This window comes from Pseudomonas sp. GW456-12-1-14-TSB6 (assembly GCF_059424205.1).
In genome coordinates, this window is record NZ_JBWKZE010000001.1 from 301,361 (window position 1) to 322,722 (window position 21,362).

Below are 21,362 nucleotides of genomic sequence, written 5' to 3' on the forward strand. Positions count from 1 at the left end.
CTGAAGTTGTTCTAGATTGAAGAAGTACCGGATCAAGGACGAGCAAATGGACATCTCCAGCCGTGCGACGTCGTTACCCACCCTGCAGGGCTCTGTCACCCGGCGCCTGGCCATTGCGGTGGGCGCGCTGTTCATTGCCGGGGTGATGGCGGCGACCGCCGCGTTGCTCGGCATTGCCACTCAACTGGATGAGGATGACGTCAACGACGTGCGGTTCTATTCGGCCCGGGCGCTGGAAAACCGGATTACCGCATCCAAGAACTACATCACCAGTTACGCCTACTGGACGACAGCGTATGAACGTTTGAGCGGTACGGTCGACACGAACTGGGCGTACACCGAGCAGAACATGGGCAAGACCCTGTTTACCAGCGACGGCTATGACGGTCTGTTCGTGCTGGATCGGGAACGCACCAAATACGCCGTCGTTCGCGGGCAAATGCTCGATGCGCAACTGCCCCAGTTCCTTCAGCTTTCGGCGAACAGCCTGGTGGAGCAAGTGCAGAGTCAGCCCGACCTGACCAGGCCCGTCAGTACTTATTCATTGTTCGAAGACTGGCCGGCGCTGGTCACCGCGGCGGCGATCCTTCCCAACGATGAGCGCCCAGTGGGCGATCCCCAAAAGACCTCGGTACTGGTATTCGTCGACAAGCTGACGCCCACCAAGTTGCGCAAGATCGGCAGCGGGTACGGCCTGAACAATCTGACGCTGGCACCGGACGAGACCATCGATCCGGGCCAGCCTCGCGTCCCGCTGGACAGCACCGGATACAGCCTCGTTGCAGATCTGGAACGACCGGGCCAGCATCTGCTCTGGTCGTTGCTGCCAACGCTCGGCCCCGCTTTGCTCGTGTTGATGGCGCTGACGGTCTGGTTCTTTCGCCATGCGTTACGTTCCTCGCGGTATGTCGACGACAGTTTCGAAGCGATGCAGGCGTCGAATCAGGCACTGCTGGCGTCCAACCGCGCACTGGAAGCCAGCGAGGAGCGCTTTCGGGCGGTGGCCGAAGCGGCGTCCGACTGGATCTGGGAGGTGGATGAAGCGTTGTCCATCACCTATCTGTCGACCCGGTTCAGCGCGGTCACCGGCTATCCGCAGGCGCAGTGGATCGGGAAACACATCGGGCACTTGCTGGCGTGCGACACCACTCCGCTGGATCTGTGGCTGAAAAAACTGGATGAGGAGAGCAATGCCAGCGACCTGCGCTGCACCTATCGCGACCGCAAGGGGCAACAGCGCCACTGCCGTCTCTCGGCCAGGCCGATCGTGGAAAGTACGGCAGTCGTCGGCTATCGCGGCACGGCCAGCGACATCACCGATGAAGTCGCCGCCCATGCGCAGATCCAGCATCTGTCCTTGCATGACGCGCTGACGGGACTGCCCAACCGCAACAAACTGTCGCGCTATCTGGATGACGCCCTGTTGCTCAAGGAGCACGCTCCGCCTTTATCGGTGCTGATGATTGACCTGGACAATTTCAAACCGATCAACGATTCCCTCGGGCACCCGGCCGGCGATGCGGTGTTGCAAGAGGTTGCCGGCCGTCTGCGCGAATGCACGCGCGACCACGATATCGTCGCCCGTCTGGGCGGTGACGAGTTCGTCGTTGTGCTCTGCGGCATGGACACGCATCAGGAAATCGACAGGTTCTGCACACGTCTGATCGGCAGTCTGCATCAGCCCATCCACTTCGAACAGCAACCGTTGCACATCGGCGCCAGTGTCGGAATCGCCTTGAGCCGGCGTCACGGGTACGTCGCCAGTGAGCTGATCCGTTGCGCGGACATTGCGCTGTACCAGGCCAAATCCGAAGGCAAGAACACCTGGTGCTATTTCGAAGCGCACATGAGCGACCAGATCCAGACCCGCCGGCAGATGGAGGACGACCTGCGCAGGGCCCTGAAGAACAACGAGTTCGTGCTGCACTATCAACCCCGATACAAGGTCGATGGCAAGGAAATCGTTTCGGTCGAGGCTCTGGTGCGCTGGCAGCATCCGGTAAAAGGGTTGCTCGGACCGGATTTATTCATTCCGCTGGCCGAACAGACCGACCTGATTGTTCCCCTGGGTCGCTGGGTCCTGCGTGAGGCTTGCGAAACGGCACTGACCTGGCCGGCGGACATTCTCCTGTCGGTGAACCTGTCACCTGCGCAGTTTGCGATCAGCGATGTGGTCGAAGATGTACGTGAAGTGCTGGTTGGCACTCGCTTCCCGGCCAGCCGGCTGGAGCTGGAAATCACCGAGAACGTGATGCTCAACGACACGGACGGCGCGTTGACCACCATGAACGCGCTCAAGGAACTGGGCGTGCGGCTGAACATGGACGACTTCGGCACCGGATATTCCTCCCTTGGCTACCTGCGTGCCTACCCGTTCGACGGCATCAAGATCGACAAACGCTTCATCGCGTCCATCAGCACCGGCGCCAATGATCGGGCGGTGGTGCAGGCCATCATCGGACTGGGTAAAGCGATGGGGCTGACCGTGACCGCCGAAGGCGTCGAAACCGAGGAACAACTGGACATCCTGGGCAAGGATCAATGCAACGAAGTCCAGGGTTATTACATGAGTCGCCCGATCGACAAGGCGGCCTTCGCCAGTCTTCTGCAGGCATCAAGAGCCGCCGCTGTCGATCCTTCCAGGCAACGAAAAGGCCGGGTGACCTGAGGACGCTGACTCAGCACATCCGCTCAATCGCAGCACGAATGTTTGCTTCAGTATCCGGCAACTTCCCTCACGGCCGGTCACTGACACATGAAAGGTTTCATGCAACCGCGTTTCGCCCTGGCACTGTTGTATTGCGCAATGGCCGACTCGGCATTTGCCAGCGGTTTTCTCGACGACGCCAAGACCGAGGTGCTCAGCCGCAACTTCTTTCTGAGCAACGATTACCGCTCGCCCTCGCCCGCTGGAAAAAACTACAAACAGGAATGGGCTCAAGGGTTTATCGGCACTTTCGCATCCGGTTTCACTGAAGGAACCGTCGGGGTTGGTCTCGATGCCCACGCCTTTTATGGGCTGAAACTCGATGGCGGCAAGGGGCACTCCGGCACGGGATTATTACCGGTGGACAGTGATGGCCGCAGCGAAAGCGAATATTCCAGCGCCGGTGGTGCGCTGAAGTTGAAGACTTCGAAAACCACCCTCGCCTTCGGTGAAATGACCGTGGAAACGCCGGTGTTCGACACCTCGGACAAACGCCTGCAACCGGAATACGCCACGGGGTTGCTGCTCGATAGCCACGAAATCGAAAACGCACGCGTTGTGGCCGGGCGCTTCACGGCGTTCAAGAATCAGGACAGCTCTTCCGGCAAAGGCGACTTCCAGGGCTATGGCGCCAGCACCCAAGGCGAAAGCATCAGTTTTGTCGGCACCGAGCTGTTCAGCGACAGCCCGGTGGGCGGCGCGCTGTATGCGTCCGATCTGAGCGACACCTGGCGCCAGTACTACGCCAACCTGCATTTCAAACAGTCCGGTCTGTTGCTTGACGCCAACGTCTACCACACCCGCGACACCGGGCAGGCATTAGCCGGCGACATCGACAACACGGCGTTCAGCCTATCGGGCAAATACACCTTCGGCGCCCACGCGGTGATGCTCGGCTGGCAACGCATCAATGGCGACACGCCGTTCGATTTCGTCGGCGGCGACTCGATCTACCTGGCCAACTCGATCAAATACGCCGACTTCAACGGCGCCCACGAGCGCTCCTGGCAAGCGCGCTACGACCTGGATCTTGGCGCCTTCGGCATTCCCGGGCTGAACTTCATGACCCGCTACGTCGCCGGCAGCCACATCGACGGCACTCACGCGCCCAAGGGCGGCGCCTATAACCCGTTCGACGCGGATTCCGGTGAATATCAGCCTCAGCAAGGGGACGGCGGCAAACACTGGGAACGCGACATCGATCTGCGTTACATCGTCCAATCCGGCGCGGCCAAGGATCTGTCGGTGCAGCTGTCCCACGTTTCGCACCGGGCCAACAGCGCTCAGGCGGGCGACGACATTGACCGGATCTACGTGGTGATCCAGTACCCACTGGGGTTTTGAGGGGAGAAATGGCGGAAGGCAGCCGGAGTCGAACCTGCCCGGGAACGGATGCCGTCCCCAACCGGGTTTGAAGCCCGGCCGCGCCACCGGGCGCGATTGCCTTCCTTGAACTCAGTCGGCGCCGGGGTTGGCCAGCGCACTGTCGGTGCGGATTTGCCGGCCTTCGCCGACGCGCCGGGTCAGGCCCAGCCGATCGAAGTATTCAAGGATCTGAATACTGCGCTTGCGTCCCAAGCCTAGCGCATCGCGGAAGGCCGTGACTTCGATCTGCGGATTTTCTTCGGCCAGGCGCAGCAGCACCGCCACCATTTGCCGCAGCGTGATGTCGGTGACAAACAGGTCGCGCACCACTTGATGCATCACGCCAAGGCGCGCCAGTTTGCGCAGCAGCAAACGCACGATCGCGTCTTCCAGACCGACGACTTTCGCCACGTCACGTACCCACGGCGGATCGAAACCAGCCTGTTCGAACAACGGCTGCAACGCCTGCCACAGGGCTTCGTCGTCGGCGCTCAGGCGCACCTGATGGTCGGGCAAATGCAGCCACGGGCCGCTGGCGACCAGCGAGCCGGCGCCGAGCAGTTCTTCCAGCAGGCTGATGAAGGTCGCGCGTTCGAGGCTCAAACCGCTGAAACGCCGCAGACGGTCGCGGTCCGGGCCCATCTGATCGGGCTCCAGCTCATGAAAGCGCGCCAGTTGCTCCAGCAGCCTGAACTTGAGCATGCCCCAGCGCTGCGCATTGAACAGCACCGGGCCCTGACGGGTTTCGATCAGGCGGACATTGTCCGGCAGCGTCCAGCCGTCACGCGGACGGTTGAACTGTCGCTCCAGGCGTTGCGGGTCGAGGCCGCTTGCGCTGTATTCCAGTAACGTCGGCAAGGCCTGTTCCAGCTCGGAGCTGATCGCCAGTGCCCGCAGTTGTGCCAGCCGTTCCGGGCTGCGCCGCTGGCGGGCCGGGGCGAAAGGATCAAGGACGCGCCCGCCGCCAAGGGTTCGCTGGGCGCTGGCATCACGCAGGATCAGCGGATCACCGTGGACGCCGTGCACCGGGACGTTCGTCAGCACTTGCGCAAACATGCGCTCGCCGGGCGCCAGGCTCGAACCCTCCAGCAAGGCGACCCGGGCGATCACGTCCTGCGTGCCGAGATGCAGGTGCACCGGCTGGAAATGCTCGAAAACCCGCTCGCCCGGCAACAACCGGAATTCGATATCCAGCCGCTGGGTCGGCGCGTGCAGCCATTCGGCGAGCAACCATTGGCCGCGATGGATCTGCCCGAGTTCCAGGCGATCCGCGCTGATGTTCAGGGCCACGCGCTGGCCGGCGAAGGCTTGTTCGGCAGTCTGATTCTGCGCGTGCAGACCTCTGACCCGCACGGTTTTGCCCGCCGGGCCGAGGCTGAGTTTGTCACCCACGGCGACCAAGCCCGAAAGCGCCGTCCCCGTCACCACAATACCGGCGCCGGCGACACTGAACGCCCGGTCGATGGCCAGGCGAAAACCGCCTTCGCGACTGCGCTCCTCTGCGTCTATCTCCAGCAACGCCTCGCGCAGCGCGTCGACGCCCTCGCCCGTCACGCTGGAAACCGTCAGCAACGGTGCTTCGGCATAGGGTCCGGTCGCCAGCAGGCTTTCGACTTGTCGGTGAACCTCTTCCACCCTGCCCGCCTCGACCCGATCACACTTGGTGATCGCCACCAGCGCCCGTGGAATGCCCAGCAGCTCGACAATCGCCAGATGCTCGCGGGTCTGCGGCATCACCCCGTCATCCGCCGCCACCACCAGCAACACCAGATCGATGCCCTGCGCGCCGGCCAGCATGTTGTGGGTGAATTTCTCGTGGCCCGGCACGTCGATGAAACCGGTCAGCCCGGCGCCGGGTGCCAGTTCGGCGTACAGATAACCGAGGTCGATGGTCATCCCGCGCTCGCGCTCCTGCGGGCGGCGGTCGCCGGTTTGCCCGGTCAGCGCTTCGAGCAGTGACGTCTTGCCGTGGTCGATGTGCCCTGCCGTGCCGACGATCACGTTTGCAACTGCCCGAGTTGTGCCTGCCACGCCGGTTCATCGTCGAGTTGCCGCAGATCCAGCCACAACGCGTCGTCATCGATGCGCCCGAGCACCGGGATCGGCAGGGCACGCAGCGCGGCTTCCAGATTCAGCAGGCAACGTCCGCGCAGGCGTTTCGATACCTGTGGGCGCAGGCACAGCGCTGCGCTTGGCAGGCGCGCCACCGGTTGGCTGCCACTTCCGATCATGCCCAACGCGGGCTCTGCCGTGACGTTCCACTCTTCGCCCAACACTTGAGACAAGGCCGGTTGCAGGCGTTCGGCCTGGGCCAGAATGTCAGCTTGCGGCCGGGTCAGCAGGCGCAGGCTCGGCAAGCGTTCGGCCAGACGATCCGGGTCGCGATAGAGTCCGAGCACCGCTTCCAGTGCCGCCAGCGTCAGTTTGTCGACCCGCAATGCGCGTTTCAGCGGGTTCTTCTTGATCTTCGCGATCAAGTCCTTGCGCCCGACAATCAACCCCGCCTGGGGCCCGCCAAGCAGTTTATCGCCGCTGAAAGTGACGATGTCAGCGCCATCGAGCAGCGCCTGACGCACCGTCGGTTCCGCCGGCAAGCCCCAGCGGGTCAGGTCCAGCAGACTGCCGCTGCCGAGGTCTTCGAGCAGCGGCAAGTCATGTCGATGGGCCAACGCCGCCAGTTCGGAGGTCGGCACCCGGGCGGTGAAGCCTTCGATGCTGTAGTTGCTCGCGTGCACGCGCATGATCAGGCCGCTACGTGGGCCTATCGCCGCTTCGTAGTCGCGGGCATGGGTGCGGTTGGTGGTGCCGACCTCGTGCAGGCGCACGCCGGCGCGGCTCATGATGTCGGGGATGCGGAACGCGCCGCCGATCTCGATCAGCTCGCCCCGGGAAATGATGCCTTCCTTGCGCGCGCCGAGGCTGTTGAGCGTCAGCAGCACAGCGGCGGCATTGTTGTTGACCACGGTCACGGCTTCGGCGCCGGTCAGTTCGCGGATCAGGCCTTCGATCAGATCGTCGCGGTCACCGCGCTTGCCACTGGCCAGATCGAACTCCAGATTCAAGGGATAGCGCGCCGCCAGTTGCACCGCTTCAATGGCTTCTTCGGGCAACAAGGCCCGGCCGAGGTTGGTGTGCAGCACGGTCCCGGTCAGGTTGAACACCCGGCGCACCTGGCTGCGCTGCTTCAATGCCAGACGTTCGGCGACCCTTCCGGCCAGCGCTTCAGGGCTGATTTCAACGGCGGTCAGTTGCCCCGCCACCACCGCTTCGCGCAAGTCATCCAGTAATTGGCGAAACCCCGTCAACAAGGCCTCACGCCCGTAACGCTCGGCCAATGGCTGGCACGCCGGGTGGCGCAACAGGCTGTCAATCGACGGTAACCGCAGGGCAACACTTACGGACATCAGGCACTCCCGAAATCGAAATACGCCTGATGATGTTAGACCACCCTGCTTCTAGCGCAGCGCGGCCCGCTGAACCGGCACATAGGTTTGACTCAAGTCCGTCGCCCAGCCATCGAGCACGGCTTTCACGTTATCGGGCGTCATGACCTGTTTGTCGTTCTCCAGCGGCACGCCCTTGCCCTTGCGCACCACCTCGGCCACGACTTCCCCGGTCGAACCGTCCTCGAAGGACACTTCCGTGGCGATTTCACTGTCGCGGTCACGAATGCCGGTGGCGCTGCTCACCCCGGCCGCGACCAGCGTCACCGGCAGCCATTCATAAAAGCGCAGGCCCTGAGTGCTGGCGGAGACCTGGGTGATGGCCGGTTTGACGATCAGCGTGTCCGGGCCGGGCTTCGACGCCAGCGGCAGCACCTTGCCCAGTTCCAGCCTGAGGGCTGCGTCGTAGTAGTGGGTCACGCCCGACAAGGTGCTTTGGGGAATGCGCTGAGAAGGCTCGAACCGTGGATAGAACTGGCTCGGCGCCAGGTAAACCTGGGTGTAACGCCCCCTCATCAGTGTCGGGCTGACCCAGCTCAGAATCTTCTGCCCCGAAGCGGTCTGCCCTTCCTTGAGCACGCTGTAATCCCGTAGAAACCCGGCCTGCGGCTCGGTCGCAAGCTTCTTGCTGCTGCACGCCGACAGGCTGAGGGTGGCGGCAAACAACACGGCCAGTGAGCGATGGCTAGTCATCGATGGTGTTTCCTTGTTCAAGCGTGGACGTGGCTGTGCGGGGTGTTGTCGGAGCACTCGATGCGCAACTGGCCGTGGGTCATGATCCATTGGATGAATTCGGCGGTGGGAATCGAGTGGAGGTATTCGACCCAATGGGCCTCGGTCGGGCTGAACCGTTCGAAATAGCGGCGCAGGATCAACTGACTCTGATCGTTGGCCAGCCCCAGGCACGTCTCCTGGAACAGGATCGGCGTGTCCGGGCCCGGTGCGGTGGTGCGCTGGGTCAGGATCAACGGGCGCACGGCGCCATGGTCCCGGGTGATGTAGCCGCTGTTCATGTCCTTCATGTTGAGCCCCCTTGGTTGGAAGGCGTGCAGAGTGCCTGCGGATGTTTGCCCGACGATGTCCGGCTGATGTCCGCGCTGAAGGAATGTTGCAGGATTGAAATATATGACCGGCGCATCGAAATGGTTTTAGATGCGCTTCTTTTGGGTTCATGGATTGCGCAAACGTGAGCAGATTGCTGATCGTCGATGACGACGGGGAAATTCTGTCCTTGCTGAAGAAATTCTTCGTTCAGCACGGTTATCAGGTCGATGTCGCCGCCCATGGCGAGGCCATGTGGGCGGCCATTGCGCAGGCGCGACCGGACACGATCATCCTCGACCTGATGCTGCCCGGCGAGGGTGGCCTGAGCCTGTGCCAGAAGGTCCGGGCGCAGATGGGCATCCCGATCATCATGCTCACGGCCATGGCCGAGCTGAGCGACCGCATTGTCGGCCTTGAACTGGGCGCCGACGACTACCTGACCAAACCCTTCGCCCCGCAGGAACTGCTGGCCCGGGTGCGCGCCCTGCAACGGCGGGTCGGTGAGAGCACGCCGTCCGGCGCCGAGCCTTCACGGCCGGTCATGGCCTTCGCCGGTTGGCATCTGGACATCACCTGCCGTGAACTGCGCTCGCCGGAGGGCGTGATGATTCCGATGTCCGCCGGCGAATTCGACCTGCTGCTGGTATTGCTCGAACATCCGCAACGCATCCTGACCCGCGAACAACTGATCGACCTGACCCACGGTCAGGGCCACGACGCCTATGACCGCAGCATCGACGTGCAGATCAGTCGGCTGCGACGCAAGATCGAACCGGACAGCAAACGTCCGGACCTGATCCGCACGGTTCGTAACGGCGGCTACATGTTCACTGCCAAGGTCAGCCGCTCATGATCGGCCGGATGCTGCGGCGCGACACCCTCAGCCGGCGGATTGCCCTGACAATCGTCGCGGCCATGCTCGCGTCGCTGCTGCTCAATGCGCTGTTCGTTCAGGTCGCGGGGATCTGGGCTCGGCCGCCGATCGAGCGCACCGGGCTGCTGGAACAGATTGCCGCCACCACGCGCGTGATCGAGGCAGCGCCGGCGGCTCTGCGCCCGCGACTGGCCAGTGCCGCCAGCAGCCCGATTCTTGAAGTGGTGTGGAAACCCCGTCGAGCCGACTTCGGTCTGCCGGGGGACGGCGAACAGGTCGAGGCCGGAAAAGTTCCGGCGCTGCGGCAGTTGCTCGGCGATGACCGACAGATCGACGTGTTCAACCCCGACGACTGGCCCGCCGGCAGCCCTCGCGCGCATTACATGGCGCTGGTGCGGCTGGCCGATGACAGCTGGCTGTCGTTCACGCCGCCGGAGCGCAGTTGGGGCTTGAGTTTGAACGTGCGGATTGCCGTGATCGTGGCTTTGGGATTGGTTGCCACGCTGCTGGTCGCCTGGCTCGCTACACGGCAACTGGCCCAGCCGTTACAGCGCTTTGCCCATGCGGCGCGGCGTTTCGGCGGGGACCTGAAAGCGCCGCCGATCCACCTCGAAGGCCCGCACGAGATCCGTCAGGCCATCGTCGCCTTCAACACGATGCAGGCGCAGATCCAGCATTTCATCGGCGAACGCACCCACATGCTCGCCGCCATCTCCCACGACTTGCGCGCCCCGCTGACCCGAATGCGCCTGCGCAGCGAGTTCATGGAAGACCTCGACCATCAGGGCAAGCTGATCCGTGACATCGAGGAAATGCAATCGATGATCAACGCCGCTCTGGCGTTCTTCCGGGAAGACACCCACCTGGAGCAATCCACCGCGTTCGATCTGTCGGAGTTGCTGCAAACCATCGTCGATGACTACCGCGATCAGCACCTCGACATCGGTTTCACCGGCCCGGCGCATGTGGTGTACGACGGCCGGCCGCTGGGCATCAAGCGGGTCATCGTCAATCTGCTGGATAACGCGGTGAAATACGCACAGCGTCCGAGCGTGGTGCTGAGCAGCAATGACACGTCGATTCGCATCGAGGTCATTGACGAGGGGCCGGGAATTCCCGAGGACGCGCTGGAGCGGGTGTTCGATCCGTTCTTCCGTCTCGATACTTCGCGCAACCGTGACACCGGTGGCGTAGGGCTCGGTCTCTCGGCGGCACGGGGAATCATTCGTGAACAGGGCGGCGAGCTGAGTCTGCGCAACCGTCGCAGTGGCGGCTTGCGCGCCCGGGTTGAATTGCCCCATCGCTGAGGCTTATTCGTCGCCGGGCGCCAGCAACAGATTAGGCGCCAGGCGCTGATAGCCGTCCTGAGCCAGGCGCATGTCGAGCAGCAGACTGCCCAGATCTGCCGACAGCGCCTCGCCCTCCCCGTCGTTTTCCAGATACAGCAACTTCAGGTAGCTGTTGCAGCCCGGACAGACTTCGGCGCGCAACGGCGCCTGATTGGCGGCGTGACGGTCATCCTCGAGGCTCAGGTATTCAAGCCCTTTGCTCTGCTCGCAATACACGCACTTGACCCGCACCACATGCCATTCGCAGGCGCACAGCGAACACACCAGATAACGCAGGCCATTGTGCTTGCCGCGATGGCGGATCACCCCGGCCATGGCCGGCGAACCGCAGGCCGGGCACTGGCTGAGGCTGTCGCCGGGTGTCAGTTGCAGGTTCGGCGCACTGAGCAGCCAGTGACTCCACGCCGCTTGCAGCGCCGCCCCGAGAAACGGCACCAGCGCCGCCGGCACCAGCGAATACTGGCCGCTGACCAGCGCCACGGCCCACGCGCGTAACTGGCCGGGACTGGCGATGCGCAGCGTGGTCACGGCCTCGCCCACCGCCGGTTGCTCAGGGGCGACATAACGCTGGAGCAAGGCCTCGAAATACAGCTGCCAGGTGTCCTCGCGAATCAAGGTTTCGGCAGCAAACGGTGGCATGCCGTGTTGCCGGCAGACTTCCAGCCGCTGTTCATCAAGCGGCGCGGTCGAGGGCGGATCATCGAGGATTTGCTGCTGGACCCGGCACAAACCGGCAATCAAGCGCAGGTAATCGGCCAGCGGATGCGCTTCGGCCAAACGCTCCAGACGCTGGGCCCGCAGCGTGAACAGGTTGTGCGGCGGCAGGTGCAGAAACGGCGGCGAACTGGCCGCTGCTTCGATTTCTCCGGGTTCAAGGATGGTTGGCAACTGTCAGCCCTTTTTCGTGACCGGTCGCTCCGGCGGATCTTTGCTCTCCACCTCGCGATACCAGAGTGCATGGTGTTTCCTGGCCCAGGCGCGGCTGACCCAGCCGTGCATCATTGCGTCCACCGAGCCCTTGATCCAGATCCCGGCATAGATGTGAACGATGATGCTCAGGATCAGCACAAACCCCGCCAGTGCGTGCAGCAACATCGCCCAGCGGATGGTGGTGATGCCGAAGTAATGACTGAAATACGCGCGCCAGATCACCAGCCCCGTGAACAGCAATCCGAGCATGCACAGCAGTAAAGTCCAGAACAGCAGCTTTTGCCCGGCGTTGTATTTGCCCACCGCCGGCACGGTTTCTTCATCGTTGACCAGCACCCGGTCAATGCGCCGCAGCCATTTCCAGTCGTTGTCGATGAAGAAGTTCGAGCGCCAGAAGCGAAACACCAGACCCAGGAAGAACACGAACATCAGCACGCCCATGAACGGGTGCAGGATCCGTGTCCACGGCCCGCCGCCGAACAGGTGGGTCAGCCAGAACATCGACGGATGAAACAGCGCCAGCCCCGACAGCCCGGCCATGAAGAACAGGATCGCCACCAGCCAGTGATTGGTGCGTTGGTTGGCGGTGTAGCGCAGGATCGTCTTGTTGCTCATGGCCGGCCCTCCCCGCGTGGGTCGAAGGTGTGCACCGCCGGATCGACGACGTGCACCGAGGTGTCGGGCGGATCTGGATGTTCATCTTCCTCGACCCGGTTCGGGCCGATCCGCACGTAATGGAAGAACCCGGCCAGCACCGCCGCGCCCATCGCCAGCAGACCCAGCGGTTTGCTGATGCCTTTCCACAAGCCCACCAGCGGACTGATCTCGGGGTTGTCCGGCAGGCCGGCGTAGATTTTCGGGGTGTCGGCGTGGTGCAGCACGTACATGACGTGGGTGCCGCCGACGCCTTGCGGGTCATACAGGCCGGCGTTGTCGAAGCCACGGCTTTTCAGGTCGACGATGCGTTCGGCGGCATGGGTTTTCATGTCGTCCTTGGTGCCGAACACGATGGCTCCGGTCGGGCAGGTTTTTACGCAGGCCGGTTCCAGACCCACCGCCACCCGGTCCGAACAGAGCGTGCATTTGTAGGCCTTATGGTCCTTCTGCGAAATGCGCGGGATGTTGAACGGGCAACCGGTGATGCAATAACCGCAGCCGATGCAGTGGTCCTGATCGAAATCGACGATGCCGTTGGCGTGCTTGATGATCGCGCCAGGGCTGGGGCACGCCGCCAGGCAACCGGGTTCGGCGCAGTGCATGCAGCCGTCCTTGCGGATCAGCCATTCGAGGTTGCCGACGTCGGTTTCGTGCTCGGTGAAGCGCATCAGCGTCCATGAATCGGCGCTCAAGTCCTGCGGATTGTCGTAGGTGCCGTGGTTGTGGCCCACCTCGTCGCGCAGCTCGTTCCATTCCGAGCATGCGACCTGGCAGGCCTTGCAGCCGATGCACTTGGTGGTGTCGATCAGCTTGGCCACCTGTTCCTGGCCGCGTATCGAAGGCGCCGGCGTGGTGGTGGCCGAGCGGGCAATGATGTCTTGGCTGGCCATCTAAAGATTCTCCATCAGAGCTTCTCCACGTTGACCAGGAATGACTTGGATTCCGGGGTCTGTGTATTGCCATCGCCGAGAAACGGCACCAGGGTGTTGGTCAGGTAACCGTGGCGCGTCAGGCCGGTGAAACCCCAGTGCAGCGGAATGCCGATCTGGTGCACCACCTGGTTGTTGACCTGCAACGGCCGGATCCTTTTGGTCACCACCGCCACCGCTTCAATGAACCCGCGCTTGCTGCTCACGCGAACCCGATCGCCAGCGGCGATGCCCTTCTCTTTGGCCAGCACTTCGCCGATTTCCACGAACTGCTCGGGTTGAGCAATCGCGTTCAACTTGCAGTGCTTGCTCCAGAAGTGGAAATGCTCGGTCAGCCGGTAGCTGGTGGCGGCGTACGGGTAATCCTTGGCCACGCCGAGGCTGTCCCACACCGAATCGAAGATCCGCGCCGCCGGGTTGCTGGTGGCTTTCTTGTTTTCCGGGTGCAGCGGGTTGATGCCGATCGGCGTTTCGAACGGCTCGTAGTGCTCGGGGAATGGCCCTTCGTTCATCTTGTCGACGGCGAAGAACCGCGCCACGCCTTCGGGGTTCATGATGAACGGGTTCATCCCGGCTTCCGGCGGCACGTCGGCCTTGTAGTCCGGAACATCGGTGCCGCTCCAGGCTTTGCCGTTCCACCAGACCAGGCGTTTTTTCGGATCCCACGGTTTGCCTGCGACATCTGCCGAGGCCCGGTTGTACAGAATCCGCCGGTTGGCCGGCCAGGCCCATGCCCAGCCTTGATGCTGATGCATGCCGTATGGGTCGTTGTTGTCGCGGCGGGCCATCTGGTTGCCGGCTTCGGTCCAGCTGCCGCAGAAAATCCAGCAGCCGGACGCAGTGCTGCCGTCATCCTTGAGCTGGGCGAACCCGGGCAGTTGCGAATTGCCCTTGATCGCCGCGCCGGTGGCGTCGGTGAAATCGGTGGTGGCGTAGCCGTTGATCTCTTTGGCGATCTCTTCCGGCGAGGGTTCTTCGGCGATCTTGTACGGCCACGACAGCTTCAACAGCGGATCGGCGAATTTGCCGCCCTCGGCCTGATAACGCTCTCGCAGGCGCAGGAACAGCGCGCTCATGATCTGCACGTCGGTGCGCGCCTCGCCCGGGCCGTCGGCACCTTTCCAGTGCCATTGCAGCCAGCGACTGCTGTTGACCAGCGAGCCGTCCTCTTCGGCAAAACACGTCGTTGGCAGGCGTATGACTTCGGTCTGGATGTCGGCGCTCTTCACATCGTTGAATGGCCCGACATGTTCCCAGAACTGCGAGGTTTCGGTGGCCAGCGGGTCCATCACCACCAGCCATTTCAGTTTGGCCAGCGCCGCCATCACCCGGTTCTTGTCCGGCAACGCGGCAATCGGGTTGAAGCCCTGGCACATGTAGCCGTTGACCTTGCCCTGCCCCATCAGATCGAACACCTTGAGGATGTCGTAGTTGGGGATGTCGAGTTTCGGCAAGTAGTGGTAGGCCCACTGGTTCTCGGCGGTGGCATTGGCGCCATACCAGGCTTTCATCAGGCTGACGTGGAACTTGCTGTAGTTCTGCCAGTAGGACAATTGCCCCGGCCGCAATGGAACCTGGGTGCGTTTATGGATGTAGGCCGCGTAATCCTGCTCGGCGTCGGTCGGCAAGGTCAGGTAACCCGGCAGCGCGTTGGACAGCAGACCAAGGTCGGTCAGGCCCTGAATGTTCGAGTGCCCGCGCAAGGCGTTGACCCCGCCGCCCGGCATGCCGACGTTGCCCAGCAACAGTTGCACCATCGCTGCGCTGCGGATGATCTGCGAGCCGATCGAGTGCTGGGTCCAGCCCAGCGCATAGAGAATGGTCATGGTCTTGCCCGGTGCCGAGCAAGTGGCGATTTCCTCCCAGATCTTTTTCATCGCATCGACCGGCATGCCGCAGATCTGGCTCGCCAGGTCGATGTTGTAGCGGCTGTAATGCTGCTTCATCAGTTGATAGACGCAGCGCGGGTCCTGCAGGGTCGGGTCGACTTTGACGAAGCCGTCATCCCCCAGCTCGTAACCCCAGGTGGATTTGTCGGTGTAGCTGCGTTTGGCCGCGTCGTAACCGGTGAAGAGCCCGTCCTCGAAGCCGAATCCAGCTCTGACGATGAACGATACGTCGGTGTAGTTGCGCACGTATTCGTGCTGGATCTTGTCCTCGGTCAGCAGGTAATTGATCAGCCCGCCCATGAACGCGATGTCGCTGCCGGTGCGAATCGGCGCGTAGTAATCGGCCACGGACGCGGTCCGGGTAAACCTCGGATCGACCACGATCAGCCGCGCGGCATTGTGCGCCTTGGCTTCGGTCACCCATTTGAAGCCGCAAGGGTGGGCTTCTGCTGCGTTGCCGCCCATCACCAGGATCAGATTCGCATTGGCGATATCGGTCCAGGTGTTGGTCATGGCTCCACGGCCGTACGTCGGGGCAAGACTTGCCACCGTCGGGCCGTGTCAGACACGCGCCTGGTTATCGAACCCCAGCATGCCGAGACTGCGAACCACCTTGTGGGTGATGTAACCCGCTTCGTTGGACGCTGCCGACGCCGCGAGGAATCCTGTAGTCAGCCAGCGATTGACTGTCTGGCCCTGGGCGTTCTGCTCGACGAAATTGGCATCGCGGTCGGCCTTCATCAGGTCGGCGACGCGGTCGAGGGCTTCGTCCCAGGTGATCCGGGTCCATTCGCTGCTGCCGGGCTTGCGCACCTGCGGGTACTGCAAGCGGCCGGGGCTGTGAATGAAGTCCAAAAGACCCGCGCCTTTCGGGCACAGGGTGCCGCGGTTGACCGGGTGGTCGGCGTCGCCCTCGATATGGATGATGTTTTGCGCAACGTTCTTCGCCGCATCGCCCTGGCTGTACATGATCAAGCCGCAACCGACCGAGCAGTACGGGCAGGTATTGCGGGTTTCATGGGTGTGGGCAAGCTTGAAGTGGCGCACCTGCTCGGCGAAGGCCTGCGTCGGGGCCATGCCCAACGCGCCCAGGCTAGAGCCTGCAAGGCCGATACCGGCGACCTTGAAGAACTGACGACGGCTGAGATCCATCGTGCACTCCTGATCAGGTGGAACCCGGTACTGGTGCCGGGTTTGTTCTGGACAATCACGGTTGCGGCACACGAGTGCCGACTTTTTCACTGTAGACAAAGCCTCTGCCGCCTGTGTGAAAACCGACCGTCGGCCGTTTGTCGGAGCATCACCTCCCACAGGTTTTGTGTGCTCCTTCAAGGGCATGGGCTTATCATGGCGGGCACGACCCATCTCCGCTTCAGAGACCGCGCATGACTTTCGATTTTGATCAGGTATTCGACCGCCACGACACCGGCAGCACCAAGTGGAGCCGCTACCCGGCCGACGTGTTGCCAATGTGGGTCGCTGACATGGATTTCGCCGCCCCGCCGGTGGTCATTGAGGCGCTGCACCAACGCCTGCTGCACCCATTGGTGGGCTACAGCGTGGCCCAGGACAATCTGCGCCAGGCCATCGTCGCCGACCTCTGGAACAAGTTCGCCTGGCGGGTCAAACCCCAGGAACTGATTTTCCTGCCGGGTGTGGAATCCGGGTTCAATATGGCGCTCAAGGCACTGGTGCAACCGCAGCAGAACGTCGTGGTGCAAACCCCGAATTATCCGCCGCTGCGCCATGCACCGGGTCATTGGGGCCTGAACAAGGTCGAACTGGAATTCGACGCCCAGGCCGACGGCAGCTACGCCACCCCGCTGGACGCACTGCGTGAATCCCTGACCGGTGGCGGCGCCCTGCTCCTGAGCAACCCGCACAACCCGATCGGCAAGGTCTTCGGCCGTGAAGAACTGCAAGCCGTAGCAGACATCTGCGTGGCGCAGGACGCCTGGATCATCTCCGACGAGATCCACGCCGAGTTGTGCTACGACGGTCGCGTGCACATTCCGACCGCGTCCCTGAGCCCGGAAATCGCCCGCCGCACCATCACCCTGATGTCGGCGAGCAAGGCCTACAACATCGCCGGCCTCAAGACTTCGTTCATGATCATCCAGGACGCGGCCCTGCGCGAGCGCGTCAACCACGCCCGCTGCGGCATGGTCGACAGCGTCAACCCGCTGGGCATGGAAGCCACCCGCGTGGCCTACAGCGAAGCCGGTCCGTGGCTTGAGGCGCTGAAGCAGTACCTACAAGCCAACCGTGACTGGCTGGTGGACGCGGTGCGCAGCCGCTTGCCCGGCGTGACCCTCAATGTGCCGCAAGGCACGTATCTGGCCTGGCTCGATTGCTCGGCGCTGGATCTGGACGACCCGCAGAAGTTCTTCCTGGACCACGCTCGTGTCGGCCTCAGCCCGGGTCTGGACTTTGGCGACCACAGCCAGCAATTCGTGCGCCTGAACTTCGGTTGCCCGCGTTCGATGCTGGAAGAAGGCATTGCCCGGATGGAGCGAGCCCTCAAGTCCCGGTAATCACGTCAGGGCAAACCCAAGCGTCAATCCGATCGAACTCAGCGCAAACGGGCCGGGTCAACCGGCCTACTTGCCATGAGACCCGGAGATTGACGATGACCGACTATCCAAAACCCCCGTTCCCGAAACAGGCGCAACCGGTTCCCGGTTCGCAGCGCAAAATGGAGCCGTATCCTGATTGCGGCGAACAGAGCTACACCGGCTCCGGTCGGCTGGCCGGCAAGATTGCCTTGATCACCGGTGCCGACAGTGGCATCGGTCGGGCGGTGGCGATCGCCTTTGCCCGCGAAGGTGCCGATGTAGCAGTCGCCTATTTAAATGAACACGAAGACGCCAAGGAAACCGCGCGCTGGGTCGAACAGGCCGGCCGCCAGTGCCTGTTGCTGCCTGGTGACATTGCCCAGAAAGCCCAATGCCAGGCGTTGGTGGATCAAACCGTCGAGCGCTTCGGCCGTATCGACGTGCTGGTCAACAACGCGGCTTTCCAGATGACCCACGAAACCTTCGAGGAGATTCCCGACGACGAATGGGTGATGACCTTCGACGTCAACATCACCGCTATCTTCCGTCTGTGCCAGGCAGCCATCAAACACATGGGACCTGGCTCCTCCATCATCAACACCAGTTCGATCAACTCGGACATGCCCAAGCCAACCCTGCTCGCCTACGCCACCACCAAAGGCGCCATCGCCAACTTCACCGGTGGTCTGGCGCAAATGCTCGGCCCGAGGGAAATCCGCGTGAATTGCGTGGCACCGGGGCCGATCTGGACGCCGCTGATCGTCTCGACCATGCCCGATGAGGAAGTGCAGCATTTTGGCGAGCAAACCCCACTCGGGCGTCCCGGCCAGCCAGTGGAGGTCGCGCCGATCTACGTACTGCTGGCGTCTGATGAAGCCAGCTACATCACCGGCCAGCGCTATGGCGTGACCGGCGGCAAACCGATGCTCTGAGCCGCTTGCCAGAAAAAGTGAACCGCTGGACACGGCGACCTCTCCATACCTTCATGGCCCGTTCGGGTTGCAAGAGATCAGGAGGTCGTCATGTCTGCGCCTATTATCAAACTCTTCACCCAGCCGAATTTTGCCTGGACCGACATCCGCCGCGAAGAAGAGGCACATCCGCGTCATTACCTTGCTCACCTGCTGTTGCTGGCCCTCGTCCCGGCGGTGTGCCTGTTCATTGGCACCACGTATGTCGGCTGGAGCCTGGCAGTGGGTGAAACCGTGAGGCTCAGCAGTGCCAGCGCCTTGCAGCTGAGTGTCCTGCTCTACGTCACCATCGTGGTCGGCGTGGCGATCATCGGCGGATTCATTCGCTGGATGTCGCGCACCTTCGATGCCCGGCCGACGCTCAACCAGTGCATCGGTTTCGCGGCATACACCGTAACCCCGTTTTTCATCGCCGGTCTCGCCGGCCTGTATCCCAGCCGCTGGCTGGCGGTGCTGGTGCTCGGCGCAGCGTCCATCTATTCGACGTTTCTGCTGTTCGTCGGCCTGCCGACTTTCATGCACGAGCGCAAGGAACAGGGTTTGCTGTATTCGGCCAGTGTCTGGGGTGTCGCGCTGCTGGTGCTGGTGACGTTGTTGGTGTCGATGATCCTGCTGTGGTTCAACGTGCTGACGCCGGAATACCTGCGCACGACTGCGGGTTAGGCCGGTTATGTCGGGGCGGCATCGAACTGACCTTACGGGCCGCGCGTCATGAGCTTCATCATCTGGGTGGCGGTGCTCGGTGCCGTGCTGCTGACCCTGGCGCTGACGTCGTCCTATCTTCGCTGGATGCCGGTGACGACTTCCGCTGTCTGTTTGCTGCTGGGGGTTGGCATCGGGCCGTCCGGGCTCGATCTGCTGAAACTGCCGCTGGACGAAGCCTCTTTGTGGATGGAGCACCTGACCGAAGTCGCGGTGCTGTTTTCCCTGTTCGTCTGCGGTTTGAAGTTACGTTTGCCATTGCGCGACAAACGCTGGCGGATTGCATTCGGTCTGGCAGGTCCGGTGATGGTGCTGACGATCATTGGCGTCTGCCTGTTGCTGCATTTTGGCCTGAACCTGAATTGGGGCCCTTCGCTGTTGATCGGCGCGATTCTGGCTCCGACCGACCCGGTGCTCGCGGCGCTGGTGCAGGTTAACGATGCGCGGGACGTCGACAGCGTGCGTTTCGGCCTGTCCGGCGAGGCCGGGCTCAACGACGGCGTTGCATTTCCCTTCGTGATCCTCGGGCTGTTGCTGCTGCACGGTGAAGGGTTTGCCGCCGAGTGGCCCGACTGGGTACTGCGCAGCCTTTTGTGGGCGGTTCCGGCCGGGTTGCTTTGCGGCTACTGGATGGGCCGTGGCATTGGTCGACTGACCCTCTCGCTGCGTATCCGCAACGATGACAGCACCCTGAGCCCGAACGACTATCTGGCCCTGGCGTTGATTGCGCTGGCGTACGTCGTGGCTGAATCCATTGGTGGCTACGGCTTTCTGTCGGTATTCGCCGCCGGCCTCGGCTTGCGACAGGAGGAAGTCAAATCCACCGGCGCCCACCAACCACCCGCCGAGCATATGGTGCAACCGATTGTCGGTCATCAGAACGTCGAGCCGCAGCAGGCGGTGCACGGCGATACCGAGCGGCTGGAAGACAGTCAGGTGGCGGCCGGGATCATGATGGGCGACATGCTCGCGTTCGGCGGTTTGGTGGAACGGGCGATGGAGGTGTTTCTGGTCACGCTTCTGGGGGTAGTGCTGGTCAGTCACTGGGATTGGCGGGCGCTGCTGGTCGGCGGGGTATTGTTCTGTGTCATTCGCCCGGCCTGCGTAGCGTTGATGCCGTGGGGATCGCTGTTGGCCAGGCGCCAACGGTTATTGATCGGCTGGTTCGGCATTCGCGGCATCGGCAGTCTGTACTATCTCTTCTATGCGCTGAACCATGGGTTGGGCGACAGCGTGGCCACGCTGTGTACCGACCTGACCCTGTCGGTGGTGGCGCTGAGCATTCTGCTGCACGGCGTCAGCACCCAGCCGATCCTCGCCAGCTATGAGCGGCGCAAGAACAGAAACGGGCGAAAAAAGCCCGGCCATGATGACCGGGCTCGATAGCGGGGTGTCATTTATCCTCCCGGATTGGTCACCTGAATATAGAAGGCATAGCTGCCGAGCAACATCCAGAATGTGGCGAAAATCCACGGCGTACGAATGGAAAACAACAATGACTTGCGATACCCCTTGTGGCTCGACTCCATTTCGCTGAATAACGGCGATTCGTCATAAGCCAGGCCCATCAGCGGTTCGCTGCGCAGCAGTTCACTCTGCTTGAAGTGCCAATGATCAATGATGTCGTAGGCGGCGCGAATCCCCGGCCAGGCGTTGAGCGAACTGAGCAGTCCGAGTAACGCCAGAAACGGCGGCACCACCAGGGTGAACAGCTTGCCCCATTCCGGGTTGAGGTTGGCCATGCAGGACGCGAAGGCAATCACCAGAAACGATTGCGCCGCCAGGTAGGCGTCGGTGCGGTTGGCCAGGATGCTGGTTTCGTACTGGATTTCCCGACGGTAGAAATCCAGTCGCTCCTTGGGCGAACCGAACATCTTCGCGTTGTGTTCGGTCTGGATTTCTTCGGCGGTCGGTTGGGTCAGTATGCGAGGCACGGTACGAACGCTC

17 protein-coding genes and 1 tRNA gene are annotated in these 21,362 nt (G+C 62.5%); 8 read left to right on the forward strand and 10 right to left on the reverse strand.

Translation table 11 applies throughout. From position 1 onward, the window contains the following. Window positions 1-46: 46 nt before the first annotated feature. Together AC07Y2_RS01380 and AC07Y2_RS01385 are read left to right on the forward strand one after the other, a co-directional pair. Window positions 47-2,668, forward strand: a complete 2,622-nt coding sequence (locus AC07Y2_RS01380) for a bifunctional diguanylate cyclase/phosphodiesterase (RefSeq protein WP_103385285.1) — start codon at window positions 47-49, stop codon at window positions 2,666-2,668. Window positions 2,669-2,767: 99 nt separating this feature from the next. Beyond that, a complete protein-coding gene (locus AC07Y2_RS01385) occupies window positions 2,768-4,051 on the forward strand; it encodes an OprD family porin (protein WP_256586950.1) in 1,284 nt (427 codons plus the stop codon). A 9-nt stretch (window positions 4,052-4,060) separates the two neighbouring features. Here AC07Y2_RS01385 and AC07Y2_RS01390 read toward each other — a convergent pair. From AC07Y2_RS01390 to AC07Y2_RS01410, 5 genes are all read right to left on the reverse strand, one after another. Further along, window positions 4,061-4,156 (reverse strand) — tRNA-Sec (locus AC07Y2_RS01390). 6 nt (window positions 4,157-4,162) lie between these two features. Continuing rightward, window positions 4,163-6,073 carry a selenocysteine-specific translation elongation factor gene (selB, locus tag AC07Y2_RS01395; protein WP_103385287.1) on the reverse strand — a complete coding sequence of 637 codons (1,911 nt, stop codon included), beginning with the start codon at window positions 6,071-6,073 and terminating at the stop codon, window positions 4,163-4,165. Continuing rightward, window positions 6,070-7,476 carry an L-seryl-tRNA(Sec) selenium transferase gene (selA, locus tag AC07Y2_RS01400; protein ID WP_103385288.1) on the reverse strand — a complete coding sequence of 469 codons (1,407 nt, stop codon included), beginning with the start codon at window positions 7,474-7,476 and terminating at the stop codon, window positions 6,070-6,072. The genes selB and selA overlap by 4 nt, the downstream gene beginning before the upstream one ends. A 51-nt stretch (window positions 7,477-7,527) precedes the next feature. Continuing rightward, on the reverse strand, window positions 7,528-8,208 hold the full coding sequence (locus tag AC07Y2_RS01405; protein ID WP_103385289.1) for a DUF3313 domain-containing protein: 681 nt from the start codon (window positions 8,206-8,208) through the stop codon (window positions 7,528-7,530). Between the two features lie 17 nt (window positions 8,209-8,225). Then, window positions 8,226-8,537, reverse strand: a complete 312-nt coding sequence (locus tag AC07Y2_RS01410; protein WP_074690604.1) for a hypothetical protein — start codon at window positions 8,535-8,537, stop codon at window positions 8,226-8,228. 149 nt (window positions 8,538-8,686) lie between these two features. Between AC07Y2_RS01410 and AC07Y2_RS01415 the strand changes: the two genes are divergently transcribed. Further along, window positions 8,687-9,412, forward strand: coding sequence for a response regulator (locus tag AC07Y2_RS01415; RefSeq protein ID WP_074690605.1), 726 nt, complete (start codon window positions 8,687-8,689; stop codon window positions 9,410-9,412). Beyond that, on the forward strand, window positions 9,409-10,740 hold the full coding sequence (locus AC07Y2_RS01420; protein WP_103385290.1) for an ATP-binding protein: 1,332 nt from the start codon (window positions 9,409-9,411) through the stop codon (window positions 10,738-10,740). The genes AC07Y2_RS01415 and AC07Y2_RS01420 overlap by 4 nt, the downstream gene beginning before the upstream one ends. A gap of 3 nt (window positions 10,741-10,743) precedes the next feature. Here AC07Y2_RS01420 and fdhE read toward each other — a convergent pair whose 3' ends face one another. Genes fdhE through fdnG form a run of 4 tightly spaced genes read right to left on the reverse strand, consistent with a single transcriptional unit; the run spans window position 10,744 to window position 16,339 of the window. Beyond that, window positions 10,744-11,670: a formate dehydrogenase accessory protein FdhE gene (gene fdhE / locus AC07Y2_RS01425; protein ID WP_103385291.1), complete on the reverse strand. Its 927-nt coding sequence runs from the start codon at window positions 11,668-11,670 to the stop codon at window positions 10,744-10,746. Between the two features lie 3 nt (window positions 11,671-11,673). Next, complete coding sequence (locus AC07Y2_RS01430; protein ID WP_085654089.1) at window positions 11,674-12,327, reverse strand: formate dehydrogenase subunit gamma; 654 nt, start codon at window positions 12,325-12,327, stop codon at window positions 11,674-11,676. Next, complete coding sequence (fdxH, locus tag AC07Y2_RS01435; protein WP_103385292.1) at window positions 12,324-13,259, reverse strand: formate dehydrogenase subunit beta; 936 nt, start codon at window positions 13,257-13,259, stop codon at window positions 12,324-12,326. Before fdxH ends, AC07Y2_RS01430 begins: the two co-directional genes overlap by 4 nt. A 14-nt stretch (window positions 13,260-13,273) precedes the next feature. Beyond that, entirely contained in the window at window positions 13,274-16,339 is a 3,066-nt protein-coding gene (gene fdnG, locus AC07Y2_RS01440) for a formate dehydrogenase-N subunit alpha (protein WP_146040470.1), read from the reverse strand. A gap of 233 nt (window positions 16,340-16,572) precedes the next feature. Between fdnG and AC07Y2_RS01445 the strand changes: the two genes are divergently transcribed. The 4 genes from AC07Y2_RS01445 (at window position 16,573) to AC07Y2_RS01460 (ending at window position 20,801) form a co-directional block, all read left to right on the forward strand. Then, window positions 16,573-17,721, forward strand: a complete 1,149-nt coding sequence (locus AC07Y2_RS01445; protein WP_103385294.1) for a MalY/PatB family protein — start codon at window positions 16,573-16,575, stop codon at window positions 17,719-17,721. A 95-nt stretch (window positions 17,722-17,816) separates the two neighbouring features. Beyond that, window positions 17,817-18,674, forward strand: coding sequence for a glucose 1-dehydrogenase (locus AC07Y2_RS01450; protein ID WP_039768357.1), 858 nt, complete (start codon window positions 17,817-17,819; stop codon window positions 18,672-18,674). A gap of 90 nt (window positions 18,675-18,764) precedes the next feature. Continuing rightward, window positions 18,765-19,376, forward strand: a complete 612-nt coding sequence (locus AC07Y2_RS01455; RefSeq protein WP_011334107.1) for a Yip1 family protein — start codon at window positions 18,765-18,767, stop codon at window positions 19,374-19,376. Between the two features lie 48 nt (window positions 19,377-19,424). Continuing rightward, on the forward strand, window positions 19,425-20,801 hold the full coding sequence (locus AC07Y2_RS01460) for a cation:proton antiporter (protein WP_052266547.1): 1,377 nt from the start codon (window positions 19,425-19,427) through the stop codon (window positions 20,799-20,801). A gap of 11 nt (window positions 20,802-20,812) precedes the next feature. On the opposite strand, the gene AC07Y2_RS01465 is transcribed toward AC07Y2_RS01460, so the two are convergent. Beyond that, the gene (locus AC07Y2_RS01465) at window positions 20,813-21,349 is read right to left on the reverse strand and encodes a hypothetical protein (protein ID WP_039768355.1); all 537 of its coding nucleotides are present in this window, start codon (window positions 21,347-21,349) and stop codon (window positions 20,813-20,815) included. Window positions 21,350-21,362: the final 13 nt, after the last annotated feature.